We start from the raw sequence: 14,117 nt of genomic DNA on the forward strand, positions 1-14,117 counted from the left end.
TTCGGGGATCGTTGCCTATTATTTGGCCCGGACACGACACAGGAGGGGAGCGGTGACCGTGCGACGGGACTTCCAGGAGTCTGCCAGGTGCCGTTCCGACCTGGTCATCGGCCGCGAGGAGCTGTTCCCCGGTGCCCGTGGGCAACTGGCCGCGGGAGGCAGCCTGCTGCTCCACGGACCCGCCGGAATAGGGAAATCCACCGTCCTGCGGGCATTGGCCGAGGAATACGGCGCCACGGCCCGCACCGTGTTGCGCTGCTCCGCAACCGAGTCCGAATCCCATCTCCCCTTCCTCGCCCTCGCCGATCTGCTCGGGCTGGTCCTCGACGAGGTCTCCCCGCGCCTGCCCGCCGCCCAGCGCACCGCCCTGGAGTCGGCGCTCACCGGCCGGGGCGAGTCCAGCCTCCGGCGCGACGGCCTCGCCCTGCGCCTGGCGGTGCTCTCCGCGCTGCGCGCCCTCGCCGTCCACGGCCCGGTCCTGGTCGTCGCCGACGACCTGCAGTGGCTGGATCCGGCCAGCGCCGAACTGCTCGGCTTCGCCGCCCGGCGCCTGGAGGGCACCCCGGTGCAACTCCTGTGCGCGGTCCGCACGGAGGGGCAGGAGAGCCAGGAGTACGACCACCACCTGCGCGCCTGTCCGCCGGGCACCCTCGCGCTCCGGCTGGGCCCGCTCTCCCGCGTCCAGGTCGCCCGGCTCCTCGACCACCGCGGGCACGGCGGCCTGCCCCGCTCCACCCTCCGCGAGATCCACCGCACCAGCGGCGGCAACCCGCTGTTCGCGCTGGAGCTGGGCCGCGCCCTCGCCGACAGCCCCACCCCGCCCCGGCCGGGCGAGCCGCTGCCGGTGCCGACCTCGCTGCGCGCCCTGGTCCTCAGCCGCCTCGACATGCTCTCGGTGGAGGCCCGCCGCACCCTGCTGGTGGCCAGCGCGGGCGCGCGCCCCACCTCGGCGCTGCTGCACGCGGCCGGCCGGCACAACGCCGAGGCCGAGTGCGCCCAGGCCGCCGAACTCGGGCTGCTGGCCGGCCGGGCCGACGCGCCGGCCGTACGGTTCGCGCACCCGCTGATCTCGGCCGCCCTGTACGCGGAGGCGCCGGCGCACGAACGGCGCGCCGCGCACACGGCGTTGTCCACCGCCGCCTCCGACCCGATAGAGCGGGCCCGGCACCTGGCCCTCGCCACCACCGGCGCCGATCCGGAGGTCGCCGCCCGGCTCGCCGAGGCCGCTTCCCTCGCCCGGGACCGCGGGGCGCCGTCGGTCGCCGCCCAGCTCGGGCTGCTCGCCGCCCGGCACACCCCGGCCGACGGCGTCCCGAGCCGGGAGGAGCGCCGGCTCACCGCCGCCGAGGACGCCATCACCGCCGGCGAGGTCGACCTGGCCCGGGACATCGCCCGGGAGGTGCTGACCCGGGCGACCGTGCCCGCCGACCGGGTGCGCGCCTGGATCGTCGTCATCGACACCGCCGGGCACACCATGGCCGAGGTCGACGCCGTCTTCCCGCAGGCCCTCGCCGACGCCGGCGACGACCCCCGGCTGCTCGCCCTGGTCCACTACCAGCTCGCCTGGCGGGCGCTGATCGTCGAGGGCGACTTCACCGAGGCCCGGGAGGCCGCCGCGCACGCCGCCGGACTGGCCGCGCGCGGCACGGACCGGCGCACCGAGCTGCTCGCCCTCGCCTTCCAGGCGCAGACGGAGACCCTGATGGGCCATCCGGAGGCGCCCCGGACCATCAAGCGGGCCCTGCGGCAGCCGCAGGACCCCCGGGTGGCCTGGCACCACAACGGCGCGGGCAGCGCCCGGTTCCGCTGGCTGGTCATGGGCGACCAGCTGGCCGAGGCCCGGACCACGGTCACCGCGCTGCTGCGGGAGGTGCGCCGGCGCGGCTCGGTGGAGAGCGAGGTGCACTTCCTGCGCGGCCTCGCCGAGACCGAACTGCGCGCCGGATACTGCGGACGCGCCCTCGACCTGGGCCGCGAGAGCCTGCGGCTGGCCCGGGACTCGGGCATCGGCGAGACCGCCTCGGCGATGTTCACCTCGCTCGCGGAGGCCTCCGGCGGCGATGTGGACCGGGCGCTGGCACTCGCCCTGGAGGCCGTGCAGCACGCCGAGCGGGACGGCGACCAGATGTACCTCTCGCGCGCGCTGGGCGCCCTCGGGTACGCCCAACTGGTGGCCGGGGACCCGGCGGACACGGTGCGCTCGCTGCGCCGGGTGCGCACCCTGGAGCTGGGGCTCGGCATCACCGACCCGGCCCGGGGCCGCTGGCAGGGCGATCTCGCCGAGGCGCTCGTCCGGATCGGTGAACCCGACGAGGCCCAGGACGTCATCGACGCCAGCCGGGAGCACGCGCTGCGCCTGGGCCGGGAGAGCGTCCTCGCCGTGCTCGACCGGTCCGAGGCCCTGGTCCGCGCCGCCCGGGGCGACCTGGAGGCGGCCGTCGCCCAGCTGATGTCCGCTCAGGACCGGCTCGGCAAGCTCGGCTACGGCCTGGAGGAGGCGCGGGCCGCGTTCGCCCTGGCCCGGCTGTGGGGCAGGTACACCGCCGCCGGGGGCCGCCCGTGGCGGGAGCCGGAGCGCGCGGACGCCCGCGGGACCGGCCCCGGGCGGGCCGCCGCCGCGGGCCCCGGCGTGCCGGAGCCCCGGGCGGGCACCGCCTCCACGGCCGCCGACGAGGCGGCCCGGCTGTTCCGGCGCTGCCGGGCACTGCCCTGGCTGCGCCAGGTGGAGGAGGCCCTCGCCACCCCCGAGCCGGAACCGGTGCCGGCCCCGCCGAGGACGCTGGACGCCCTGGACACGCTCGCCGCGATGGAGCGTCAGGTCGCGGCGCTGATCATGGAGGGCGCCACCAACCGGGAGATCGCGGCCCGGCTGTTCATCAGTGTGAAGACGGTGGAGGCGACCCTGACCCGGGTCTACCGCAAGCTCGGGATCCGGTCGCGGGTGGACATCGTCCGATTGGCGGCAGGCCGGCGGGCGCACTGAGCCGGGCTCTTGTTGACTGGGCCGCACCGAGGGTTTTCCCTCACCCGACCGCCTAGGGGGTTCCCTCATTGGGAGCCGAGGGTTCAGGGTCCTAGCGTAAGCGGTGTGCCGCTCGCCCGGGCACACGGGGGTCGGTCCCGCGGCCTCCGTGCCTCACCCCCCACACCCGCGCGATCCCCCACCGGTGCAACCTCCACCTAGGAGACTGATGTTCGGGCCCAGACGTGCCAGAAGGACCGTCGCCACCCTGGTGGCCACCGCCGCCGCGGCGGCGACCGCGCTGCTCGCCTCCCCCACCGCGAGCGCCGCACCCCAGCCCATCGTCGGCGGTACGACCACCACGACGGCGTCGTACCCGTTCATGATGCAGATCACGGACGCGTCCCAGAACCAGTTCTGCGGCGGCACCCTGGTGGCGCCCAGGAAGGTCGTGACGGCCGCCCACTGCATGGCCGGGGAGACCCCGGGCAGCGTCCGCGTCGTCGGCGGCCGGACGTATCTGAACGGCAGCGACGGCACGGTGAGCCGGGTCAGCGGGATCTGGGTCGACCCGGACTACACGGACGCCACCAACGGCGACGACGTGGCCGTGCTGACCCTCTCGACGTCGATGCCGTACACCGCGGCGAAGTACGTCTCCCCCTCCCAGACGAGCCTCTACGCGGCCGGCACCACGGCCCGGATCCTCGGCTGGGGCACCACCGCGGAGAACGGTGGCTCCTCCAACCAGCTGCGGACCGCGACCGTCCCGGTCGTGTCCGACTCCGGCTGCCGTTCCTCCTACGGTTCGGACTTCGTCCAGTCCGACATGGTTTGCGCCGGATACACCTCCGGTGGCGTGGACACCTGCCAGGGCGACAGCGGCGGTCCCCTGCTCATCGGGGGCGTCCTGGCAGGGATCACTTCCTGGGGCGAGGGGTGCGCGGAGGCGGGTTACCCGGGTGTCTACACCCGGCTGACCACCTTCTCGAACCTGGTGACCGCACAGGTCAACTCGTGACCCGGAAGATTCCCCGAGCACCCCTCGGGTGACGACCAGGGGGCGGGGGGGGGGCCCCCCCCCCCCCCCCCCCCCCCCCCCCCCCAACCCCCCCCCCCCCCCGCCCCCCCCCCCCCCCCCCCCCCCCCCCCCCAAACAACCACCCCCCCCCCCCCCCCCCCCCCCAACCCCCCCCCCACCCCCCCACAATACAAAAAAAAAACCCCCCCCCCCCCCCCGGCCACCAACAACCCCCCCACCCCAACCCAGTGGGCGCCCCCCCCCCCCCCCACCCCCCCCCCGCCCCCCCCCCCCCCCCCGGGGGGGGCGCGCGGGGGGGGGGGGGCCCCCCCCCCCCCCCCCCCCCCCCCCCCCCCCCGATCCAATGCCGGCCCGCCGGAGCCTACGGCTTGCCGTCGCACACCGACGGGATCCAGGTCAGGCCGGGGCTGGAGCTGAGGGTGTCCAGGGAGCGCAGCAGGGCCTCCAGCCGCCCGGGATAGGCGAGGAATTCGATCACCGCCTCGGCGAACGCGTCCCGGACCACGGGCGGCATGGCGTCGGAGGCGTCGAAGCAGCGCACCGTCCCGGTGTCGCGCAGGGTGCCCGCCAGCGAGCGGTGCCAGGCGGAGCCGGCACCGTCGGCGCCGGGCTCGACCCCGGCGTGCACGGAGAAGCCGGACTCCTGGCTGTTCCAGGCGCGTTGGGCCTCGGCGGAGGCCAGGTAGCGGATCAGCGTCCTCGCCTCCGGGGTGTCGTGCAGCAGCGCGACGAGGTCCCCGGAGACCTCCCAGGCGCGGTTGTCGGGACGCCCGAAGAGCAGGCGAGCGGAGGGCTCGTACCGGCCGTCGGCGTCCTTCCAGACCCGCTCGCTGCGGATGAACGACGCCTGGTGCTCCAGTGTGCAGCCGCGCGGGATCGCGCCGACCCGCTGCGACGCCGTCCGGAAGGACGTCTTCAGGGCGAGCCGCACCCGGGCCTCGTCGCCGCCGGCGCCGACCAGCTCCTTCCAGGTCGTCCACGCCTTGCGCACCTGCGTGGACTGCCAGCGCAGTGCGCCGCTCACCCAGCGTTCGTAGACGTCCGGGCCGTACAGCTGGAGCAGGATGTCCTCGATCCAGTCGGTGCCGGGCCAGCCGCTGGTGGCTCCGGACCCCATGCCCAGGCACCACTGCGCGGGCTCGTGCACCGCCTTTCGGCGCTGCTGCTCGTCGACGCCGGCCGGGTACCAGACGACGCTCTTCAGATCGGCCTTGAGCGGGAACCAGTACATGTGCCCGTCCGTCAGCCGGGTGGCCCAGGAGGTGCCGAAGTCCCCGCTGTCGACCAGGTCGTCGAGCGCCACGAGGTGCTTCTGCCGGGCGTACTCGGCGAGTTCGCCGGGCCCGGTGAGCACCACCACGTCGGGTGGCGTCCCGGCCTCGACGTCGGCGCCGAGCACCTGGCTCTCCGCGTTGCTGCCCTGGTAGTCGACCTTGATGTGGTACTTGCGCTCGAACGGCTCGATGACCGCCCGGCGGAAGTTCCGCTCGTCCGTGCCGGTCCAGTTGGCCAGCAGCGTGACGGTCGGCTCCCGCCCGAAGGTGCGGACGGCCACCACGACGGCCGCCGCCAGCACGACCAGGCAGGTGGCCACCACGGTGGCGATGCGGACCGGACGGCGCGAGGCGCGGGGCCGGGTGCCGGGGGCGGCCGGCGCGGGGCCGCCGGGGTGCGCGTTCACCGGGGCCCGAACCGGTAGTCGGCGATGTGCCGCCGCAGGCCCGTCTCGGCCAGTGCCATGAGCAGGACGCCTCCCATCAGGATCCACACCGCCGCCGCCGCGCGGAAGCCGGTGCCGGTCAGGTACGTGGCGGTGCGCCGCCCCGCTGCGGGGATCTGCTCCCCGGGCACCGTGTGGCCGAGCAGCGCGCGGGTGTCCGCCATGCCCTGCTGGGTCCACACGGTGAACAGCACGGCGACCCCCACCCCGGCGAGCGTCAGCAGCACCGCGGCGAGGACCTGCCGGTTGTACCGGCGCCGGAAGCGGTGGCGCAGGAAGCGCTGGGTCTCCAGCAGCGCGGCGACGAGGGCGAGGGCGAGCAGCAGGGTCACGCTCCAGGCGAGCCACATCAGGGGGCCGAACGTGGTCTGCCGCACCACCGTGGCACGCTGCTGCTTCAGCAGCGTCGTCAGCCGGATCTGTATCCCGGCGTTCTCCTCCGCCAGGATGTCGTCGGCGTAGCTGAGGTACGCCTCGCGCAGCACGCTCCCGTCGGGCTCGAGCTGGGACTGCTGCACCTTGACGGAGTAGACGGTGATCAGCCCGGCGATCGTCTGGAGGGCCTGCCGGCCCGCCGGCCCGCCGATGTCGTCGTCGGCCGCGGCCGCCGCGAGGCTCTGCACGGCGACGGAGATCTGCTTCTGGAAGTCACTGGTCGGCGCCGGCGCCCGGGCGTCCTCCTCGGCCCGGTCGAGCGCGTACAGCGCGGTGTCGAGGGACAGGACGGCCGGGGCGCTGGAGTCGCGCAGCGGGTCGGCGTCGCCGTGCACGCCCTGGTACGACGCGAACAGGGACACCGTGAGGAGGACCGCCAGGGCCAGCAGCAGGCGGTGGCGGACGGCGAGGTCGCGGGCGGTCGTGCTGCCGCCCCGCTCCGGAGGCGGGACGGCGCCGGGGAGCCGTTCGAGCAGCCGGACGGGGAGCCGGGCGAGGCGGTGCGGCCACCGGCCGGGCACCCGCCGGTCCACGGGGCGCGGCCCCGGGCCGGACGAGGTGGCGGTGGGTGCGGCCGGGCCGCGGGGGGCGGAGGGGGCCCTGGCGGGAGTGGTGGGAGTGACCGGCGGGGCCGGCGGGCCGGGTGGCGGGGCGACATGGCTGCCGGGCCCGCCGTTCCCGGGGGCGCGCCCGCGCGCCGGACCGCCCCGGGCCCCCCGCCCGTGGGCCCCGCGGCCCTCGGCGGCCCGCCCGTGCGGTCCCCCGCCGCCCGCGCCCGGGTCATTGCCGGTGTTCATGCGGAGGGTCCCTTCAGCCGGCGTCCGCACGCGCCGCCGCAGAAGACGGAGTCGGCCGGGCCGCGCCACCCGCAGTCCGGGCACTCGATGAGTCCGTCGGGCCGCACGGGCAGGCCCGAGGCGGCGGGTCCGGAGGGGCCGGCGGCCTCGGCCGCGGCCGGACCGGGGCCCGCGGAACCCCGGGCGGGGCCCGCGCCGGACCGGGCGGCGCCGTCGCCGGGCGCGGCGGACGCGTGCGCCTCACCCGGCCCGGCCGGCGGCGGTGGGTCCGCGCACTGTTCCGACGGGGTGGCCATGGCGCTGGAGAGGATCAGGTGCTGCCAGTCGACGTCCTTCAGGCCGGTCCGGATCCGCCCGGTGCCCGGTGCCGCCTCGATCAGCCCGAGCGCACCGAGCAGCCGGGCGTCGCCCAGTTCGCCGGCCAGCACGAGGGCGCGGGCCAGGGCGCGGTCCGCGGTGTCCCGGCCGTCGGTGCCGCGCAGCCACGCCTGGTAGGCCGCGGCGACGGCGGCGCCCGTCTCCTGGTACAGCTCGTGCCGGCGCACCCCGGGATACACCAGTGAGGCGTCGCTCGGGTCGCTGGTCCAGCGCACCAGGATGGGACGCGGCCTGGGCAGCCGTACCGGCCACCGCGCATCGGGCACGACGATCTCCACCGCGGCCAGTTGCAGGGCCTCGTCCCGCTCCCGGCCGGCCGGGTCGGCGGACAGCACGACCTGGAAGTGCCGTACCTCGTCGCCCCAGGCCCGGGTGACGTACTCCGCGGCGCGTCCGCCCGGGGCGGTCTCGACGGCCCGGAGTTCCTGCTCGTTCGGCACCACCTGCTTGACCTGGCGGATGACGGTGCCGGGGGTGGGGGTCAGCCTGATGCGCAGCTCGGGCACCGCGGTGCCGAGCAGTCCGGCCATCAACTGCTCGTACTCGGCGACGAGTTCCGATTCCTCGCGGACGGACCGGGCACGGCCGTGCAGCCGTGCGGTGATGCCCAGCAGCAGGTCGGCGTCCCAGTCGTCGCCGATTCCCCAGGCGTCGCAGACGAACTGGCCGTCGCAGGCGTCGAGGACGGTCTCCAGCCGCGAACGGGACTGCTCGTCGTGCTCGTTGCGTCCGTCGGTGAGCAGCAGGACGTGCTTGACGGGCGCGGGATGGTCCTTGAGCAGCCGCCGGGCGAGCTCCAGCCAGGCGCCGATGGCGGTGCCGCCGTCCGCGTCCACGATGCGCACGGCGCGCTCGGCGGCCGCGCGTTCGGCGGGCCCGGCGACGGCCAGCACCTCGCGGCCGGGCCCGGGGTGGACCAGCTCGGCGTCGAACTGCCCGGCCAGTACGGCGAACGCGGTGCCGTCGGGCAGCATCCGGACGGCCGCGACGGTGGCGTCCTTGGCCGCGTGCAGCTTCGCCGCCGGGTGGAGCATCGAGCGGGAGGCGTCGATGATCAGCACCTCGGCGAGCACGGGTCCGGTGCCGGGCGCGGGCGCCGCCGTCCGCCCGGCGCCGTCCGGGCCGCGCACCCCGATCTCCAGGATGGCGTGCATCTCCTGCTCGGTGCGGCGCCCGGCCGCGTCCGGCACGGCGGGCAGGTCCATCTGCTGACCGATCTCGAGTGTCACCTCGGTCTCGTCGGCCACGGTCATCGCTGCCTCTCCCCCGGGCGTCCCGGGCGTCAGAAGGTGGTCATCGGGCGGACCGCGTGGGCCAGGTCGAGCAGCCGGCCGTGTTCGCCGGCGGTGCGGGCCTGGGCGGCCAGTTGCCGGAAGGAGTGCTCCAGGCGGGTGCGCAGGCCGTCCTCGTCCCCGGGGCCGAGGAGGTCCCCGGCGGGGAAGTCCGGTCCCCAGCCCTGGGCCGGCCGCGTGTGCAGGGCGTTCTCTCGGACCTCGGCGACCAGCCGGGCGCGGGATCCGCCGTCCGCGGCGCCGCCGTCCAGCCGCAGCCGGGGCAGCCGCCGGTCCGCGTCGCGCAGTCCGGCCGGGGTGGGCGGCTCGCCGTTCAGGATGCCGGCGCGGATCCGTACGGCCGCGATGCGGGCCGCGTCGTGGTGCCGGGAGGTGGCGGGGACCTCGTCGAGGACGTGGACGGCCGCGTCCCGGTCGCCGCCGGCGAGGTGGCCGCGGGCCAGGCCGAAGGCGGCGGCGGTGTGCGCGGAGTCCCGCCGCCAGACGGCCTCGTAGTACCGCATGGCCCGGGCCGGGCGCCCGTCGCCGCTCATGTGCTCGGCGCAGTGGCCGAGGGCCAGCTTGGGCACGTACTCGCCGGGCAGCGCCTGGTAGACCGCGTCGAAGCGGGCGCCGGCCAGCTCCACCTCGCCCCTGCTGAGGTGCAGGACGCCGCGGTGCCAGGCGATGCGCCAGTCGTGGGCGGCGGCGCGTTCGCCGAGCTGGGTCTCGGCCTCGTCGAGCCAGCTCTCCGCCGCCAGCCGCTCGCCCTTGCGGAGGTAGGCGCGGCACAGCCACAGGGCGGTCTCGGGGGTGCCGAGGCGGGATTCGCGGGGCCACTGCCGGGCGATCCGGTCGGGGGCGTCGGGCGGGAAGGAGTCCAGCAGCAGGGCGGCGCCGTCGTCGGGGTCGGGGACCGGCTCGGGCAGGGCGCCGGCCACCTCGGCGGCGGCGGGCGGGGAGACGCGCAGTCCGGCGGGGTGTCCGCCGGGGCGGCCGGTCCAGTGGTCCAGGGCGGGGATCGCGCCGAGTCCGGCGTCGAGGCTGGCGCCGGAGGGGCGGAACCGGGTGCTGGCCTCGGGCAGTTGCTCGCCGAACTGGAGCGAGCGGAACTCGCGCAGCACCTCCCAGAGCTGGCGGGACATCTCGGCGGCGGAGCGGAAGCGGGCCCAGGGTTCGGCATGGGTGGCGCGGGCGACGAGGCGGCGGAAGGAGTCGGGGGCGAGGCCGCGCGCGGGTTCGGTGCCGCGGGCCAGTGCCTGGAGGGTCAGGCCGACGGTGTAGAGGTCGCTGTCGACGTGCCAGCCGCGGCTGTCGATCTCCGCCTTGGGCGGGGCGAAGCCGGGCGTGTAGACGTAGGGGGAGGTGCGGTCGCCCACCGCGCGGACGGCGCCGAGGTCGACGACCTTGACGGCCCGGCCGAAGTGGATGACGTTGGCCGGCTTCATGTCGCAGTAGAGCAGGCCGCGTTCGTGCATGTACTGGAGGGCGCCGAGGATCTTGCAGCCGTAGGTGAGGACGTGGTCGAGGCGGGGCCGGCCCTGGAAGGTCCGCTCGACGTCGTCGGCGTCGAAGAGCTGTTGCAGGGAGCGTCCGGCGATGTAGTCCATGACCAGGTACCCGGCGGGCGGGCGGCCAGGGGTGCTGTGCCTGACGTAGGTGACGATGCGGACGATGTCGGGGTGATGGAGTTCGGTGAGGGACCGGCGCTCCTCCACGGCGGTGCGGCGGGCGAGCGAGTCCTGGTTGATCTGGTTCTTGAGGACGACCCGGTGGCCCTCGGCGCCCATGTCGGCGGCCAGGTGGATCCAGCCGACGCCGCCGTGGGCGAGGAAGCCGAGCACCTTGTAGCGGTTGTCGACGACATCGTCCTTCTTGAGCTGGGGCGTCATCCAGTAGGTGGCGCCGCAGCGGGGGCAGCGGCCGGTCTCGGGGGCGGACTGGCCGCCGTATCCGACACCGATGGTCATGGTGCAGCCCTCGACGCCGCAGCGGCGGCCGCCGGGGGGCGGGCTGGGGGCCTCGATCAGCACGTCGTCGTCGGGGGCGGGGACCTCGGGCAGGACCACCAGTCCGTGCTGGTCGAGTTCACCGGTCCCGGCGACGGCGTGCACGGCCGCGGGGCCGGGTGACTCCTCGGCGCTGCGGGCCTCGGGGCCGGACGGTGGTACGGCGTGCTGCTCGGTGTGCCGGTGGCCGCAGGTGTCGCAGTAGCCGGTGGCCATGATGCGGCCCGCGCAGCCGGGCCGGACGCACGAGGTCATGACGTGCCCTCCGCTTCGTCCGGGGCGGCGGAGCAGAAGCCGACGAACCGCTCGACGGCCGCCTCCGCGCCTTCGATGTCACAGGGGGACTGCCGCAGTCGCAGGGCGGCCTCCTCGTAGAGCCGGTAGGCGGCCATGACCCGGTCGCCCTGGGCGGCGGTCCGCCGCCGGCACAGCAGCCACTCCGCGCCGACGCGGCCGAGGAGTTCGTCGCGGCGGCGCAGCCGGGTGCCGAGAGCGCCGATGGCCTCCTCCAGGCGCCGCCGACGGCGTGCGACGGCCTCCTCGAAGGTGAACAGCGCGTCGGCGCGCCCGGGTTCGCGCTCCTGGCCCGAGGTGTGCGCGAGCCAGGCGCGCAGCATCTCCGTGCGGCGGGCACCGGCCTCGGCCCGGTCGATCAGGGAGCGGTCGCCCGGGGCGGGCAGCACACGGGCGCGGTGGAGGTCGAGGGCCGGGCCCAGCTCGTCGGTGATCCGGTCGACTTCGGCGCTCAGCCGGTTCCAGCGGTCGTGCAGCGGCCGGTGTACGAGGCTCTCGGCGGCCCGGGTGGCGCGCTCGCCCGGTTCGCGGAAGGCCAGCAGCAGCCGGGCGCCCTGTCCGGCGAGCCGGTCCAGCAGGCCGAGCAGGGCGTCGGGGTCGGCCGCCCGGTCCACGGCCACGAGTACGGCGGCGAGCGGGATGTGGAGGGTGCCGAGGCGTTCGGGCCGGGGGTCGTCGCGGAAGCCGAGGCGTTCGGCGATCCGGTCCATGACCTCCGCGACGGTCAGCCCGGTGACGTCCAGGGCGAGGTCGTGGGCGCCGGCGGGGGGCACGGTCTCGGGCGGGTCGTGGCTGACGGCGCTGGTGTTGCGGGGGGTGCGCAGTTCGCGGTCGGCGAGGGTGACGGCCCGTTGCAGGGTCCAGGCGCGGTCGCCGCTGGAGGGGACGACGGTGGCGAGGACGGGCCAGCCCTCGCCGCGGAACCAGGAGGCGAGTTCGGTGGCGAAGGGGACGTCGAGCCGGCCGCCGGCCGCGCCGGTGGCGGTGCGCAGCCGCGGGTCGACGGCCTCGGCCCCGTCGGTCCAGGCGGCGACCTGCGGCAGGTGGCTGAGGATGGTCTCGGTGGGGCTCATGTAGCTGAAGGCGGAGCCCGGGCCGTCGTCGACGCTGAGGACGATGCCGATGACCTGGTCGGTGGCGTGGTCCACGACACCGCCGCCGCTGAAGCCGGGGGCGGCGAGTTCGCCGGGGGTGACCGGGCGCAGTTGCACCTGGCTGTCCCGGCCGCGGGGGGCGACCAGGACGGCGCCGTGCCAGCGCCCGCCGTCGTCGCCGTCCGGGAAGCCGTACATGCTGACGGGGCCGTGCGGGGCGGCGAGCCGGTAGAGCCGGGTGGTGTGTTCGGCGGGCAGGGGCGCGGCCAGCCGGAGCAGGGCGAGATCACCGCTGCGGTCGCCGAGTTCCTCGCGCTGGGGGACGTGCTCGTGGGGGTCGACGGTGGCCTCGACGGCGCCGAGGCCGGGGACGGCGACGAGACGGACGGTGTAGCGGTGGCCGGGTCCGACGACGTGGCCGGCGGTGAGCACGCGCTGGGGTGCGAGCAGCACGCCCGCGCCGAGGACTTGGCCGTCCGGCGTCTCGATGCGCGCGATCCAGGCCGGCGTCCGTAATCGCGTTCCCCCGACTCGCTCCCCCGTGCGCGTCATGGACCCGAGGTTACTCCGCGTACCGGCCCGGTACCACTGGTGTGCAGGGGGTCGTGGCGGTGGTGCGCGCGGGGGCTCCGGCGGGTTCAAGGCCCGCTTCCGCGTCCGTGTCGCGGCGCCGCTCCCACCTGGGCATTCGAACGAATGCACTATACATGCAGTGTATAGTGCACGCATGCCTCTTCTGACCCACACGCACGCGACGCCGGACCACGCGACCAGGAAGACGCGCGGAACGGCCCGCGGGTTGCGCGGCTGGGCCCTCGCGTCCGCCGCGGCCACCCTGGCGCTCGCCATGTCCGGCTGCGCCCAGGTCGACACGACGGCGCCCAGCACCGCGCGCGCCGGGGCGGCGCACGGCGCACCGGGCTCCTTCGGCACCGTCGACTGCCGCCGGGCCAAGTGCATCGCGCTCACCTTCGACGCGGGGCCCAGCGAGAACTCGGCGCGGCTGCTCGACATCCTGAAGGAGAAGAAGGTGCCGGCGACCTTCTTCCTGCTCGGCAAGGGGCACATCGAGAAGTACCCGGAGCTCGTCAAGCGGATGGCCGCGGAGGGCCACGAGGTCGCGAGCCACACCTGGGACCACAAGATCCTCACCCGCATATCCGACGCGCAGATACGCGAGGAGCTGAAGCGGCCCAACGACGCCATCGAGCGGCTCACCGGCCGCAAGCCGACGCTGATGCGCCCGCCGCAGGGCCGCACCGACACCAACGTGCACGAGATCAGCAAGGAGCTGGGCCTGGCGGAGGTGCTGTGGAGCGTCACCGCCAAGGACTACACGACCGAGGACTCCGCGCTCATCACCCAGCGCGTCCTCGACCAGTCGTCCCGGGACGGCATCATCCTGCTGCACGACATCTACGCCGGGACCGTGCCGGCCGTGCCCGGCATCATCGACGCGCTCAAGGCGCGCGGCTACGTCTTCGTGACGGTCCCCCAGCTGCTGGCACCCGGCAAGGCCGAGCCCGGCGAGGTGTACCGCCCCTGACCCGGGACCCGGCGCCGCGCCGGGATCCGGCCGTCCGCTCCGGTGCGCCCGCCGCACGAGCCGGGCGACACGGGGCCGTGAACGGGCGGGCGGCCGGCGCCCCCTGCCTACGATCGTGCCGTGCCCACCTTCATCGTCGAACGCACGGTCCCGCTCCCGCCCGGCGAGGCGTGGCGCCGGCTCACCGAGTGGCCCCGCCACGCCGACGCCGTACCGCTGACCCGGATCCTGGTGCTCACCCCACCGCCGACCCACGAGGGCACGCGCTTCACGGCCCGCTCGGGAATCGGCCCGCTCACCGTCGACGACGTCATGGAGGTGACGGTCTGGCGCCCGCCGGGGGACGGCGGAGGCGGCCTGTGCCGGCTGGAGAAACGGGGGCGGGTGGTCCTGGGCTGGGCGGAGATCGAGGTGCGGCCGGGGCCCGGGGGCCGCAGCCGGGTCGTGTGGCGGGAGGAGGTGGGCGTCCGCTTCCTGCCCCGCGTCTTCGACGGCGTACTGGAACGGACGGCCCGCACACTCTTCGGCCGGGCCGCGGACCGGCTGCTCGCGCACACGTGAGCCGCTCG

Annotated in this window: 9 protein-coding genes; 4 read left to right on the top strand and 5 right to left on the bottom strand. The window is 75.8% G+C overall.

Annotation, left to right across the window (positions count from 1 at the left end; translation table 11 throughout):
- Positions 1-52 precede the first annotated feature (52 nt).
- Both ACZ4K2_RS19775 and ACZ4K2_RS19780 read left to right on the top strand, forming a co-directional pair.
- Positions 53-2,983, top strand: coding sequence for a helix-turn-helix transcriptional regulator (locus tag ACZ4K2_RS19775; RefSeq protein WP_467474822.1), 2,931 nt, complete (start codon positions 53-55; stop codon positions 2,981-2,983).
- Positions 2,984-3,191: 208 nt separating this feature from the next.
- On the top strand, positions 3,192-3,983 hold the full coding sequence (locus ACZ4K2_RS19780; protein WP_467474820.1) for a S1 family peptidase: 792 nt from the start codon (positions 3,192-3,194) through the stop codon (positions 3,981-3,983).
- Positions 3,984-4,365: 382 nt separating this feature from the next.
- Here ACZ4K2_RS19780 and ACZ4K2_RS19785 read toward each other — a convergent pair whose 3' ends face one another.
- The 5 genes from ACZ4K2_RS19785 to ACZ4K2_RS19805 all read right to left on the bottom strand — a co-directional run bounded on the left by ACZ4K2_RS19785 (position 4,366) and on the right by ACZ4K2_RS19805 (position 12,554).
- Positions 4,366-5,685: an extracellular solute-binding protein gene (locus tag ACZ4K2_RS19785; protein WP_467474818.1), complete on the bottom strand. Its 1,320-nt coding sequence runs from the start codon at positions 5,683-5,685 to the stop codon at positions 4,366-4,368.
- Positions 5,682-6,680, bottom strand: coding sequence for a hypothetical protein (locus ACZ4K2_RS19790; RefSeq protein ID WP_467474817.1), 999 nt, complete (start codon positions 6,678-6,680; stop codon positions 5,682-5,684). Before ACZ4K2_RS19790 ends, ACZ4K2_RS19785 begins: the two co-directional genes overlap by 4 nt.
- 272 nt (positions 6,681-6,952) lie before the next feature.
- A complete protein-coding gene (locus ACZ4K2_RS19795) occupies positions 6,953-8,587 on the bottom strand; it encodes a VWA domain-containing protein (protein ID WP_467474815.1) in 1,635 nt (544 codons plus the stop codon).
- Positions 8,588-8,616: 29 nt separating this feature from the next.
- Positions 8,617-10,869, bottom strand: a complete 2,253-nt coding sequence (locus ACZ4K2_RS19800) for a serine/threonine-protein kinase (protein WP_467474813.1) — start codon at positions 10,867-10,869, stop codon at positions 8,617-8,619.
- Positions 10,866-12,554 (bottom strand): trypsin-like peptidase domain-containing protein, encoded by a 1,689-nt coding sequence (locus ACZ4K2_RS19805; RefSeq protein ID WP_467474812.1) that lies wholly within the window; start codon positions 12,552-12,554, stop codon positions 10,866-10,868. Before ACZ4K2_RS19805 ends, ACZ4K2_RS19800 begins: the two co-directional genes overlap by 4 nt.
- A 175-nt stretch (positions 12,555-12,729) precedes the next feature.
- Between ACZ4K2_RS19805 and ACZ4K2_RS19810 the strand changes: the two genes are divergently transcribed.
- Together ACZ4K2_RS19810 and ACZ4K2_RS19815 are read left to right on the top strand one after the other, a co-directional pair.
- A complete protein-coding gene (locus ACZ4K2_RS19810) occupies positions 12,730-13,548 on the top strand; it encodes a polysaccharide deacetylase family protein (RefSeq protein ID WP_467474810.1) in 819 nt (272 codons plus the stop codon).
- A 120-nt stretch (positions 13,549-13,668) separates the two neighbouring features.
- Entirely contained in the window at positions 13,669-14,109 is a 441-nt protein-coding gene (locus tag ACZ4K2_RS19815) for an SRPBCC family protein (protein WP_467474809.1), read from the top strand.
- Positions 14,110-14,117 lie beyond the last annotated feature (8 nt).

This window comes from Streptomyces sp. NPDC025833 (assembly GCF_055558055.1).

Excerpts from the sequence above, each read along its gene's own strand:
- ACZ4K2_RS19780 (WP_467474820.1), top strand. The coding sequence starts at position 3,192 with ATGTTCGGGCCCAGACGTGCCAGAAGGACCGTCGCCACCCTGGTGGCC.
- ACZ4K2_RS19805 (WP_467474812.1), bottom strand. The coding sequence starts at position 12,554 with ATGACGCGCACGGGGGAGCGAGTCGGGGGAACGCGATTACGGACGCCG.
- ACZ4K2_RS19795 (WP_467474815.1), bottom strand. The coding sequence starts at position 8,587 with ATGACCGTGGCCGACGAGACCGAGGTGACACTCGAGATCGGTCAGCAG.
- ACZ4K2_RS19800 (WP_467474813.1), bottom strand. The coding sequence starts at position 10,869 with ATGACCTCGTGCGTCCGGCCCGGCTGCGCGGGCCGCATCATGGCCACC.
- ACZ4K2_RS19810 (WP_467474810.1), top strand. The coding sequence starts at position 12,730 with ATGCCTCTTCTGACCCACACGCACGCGACGCCGGACCACGCGACCAGG.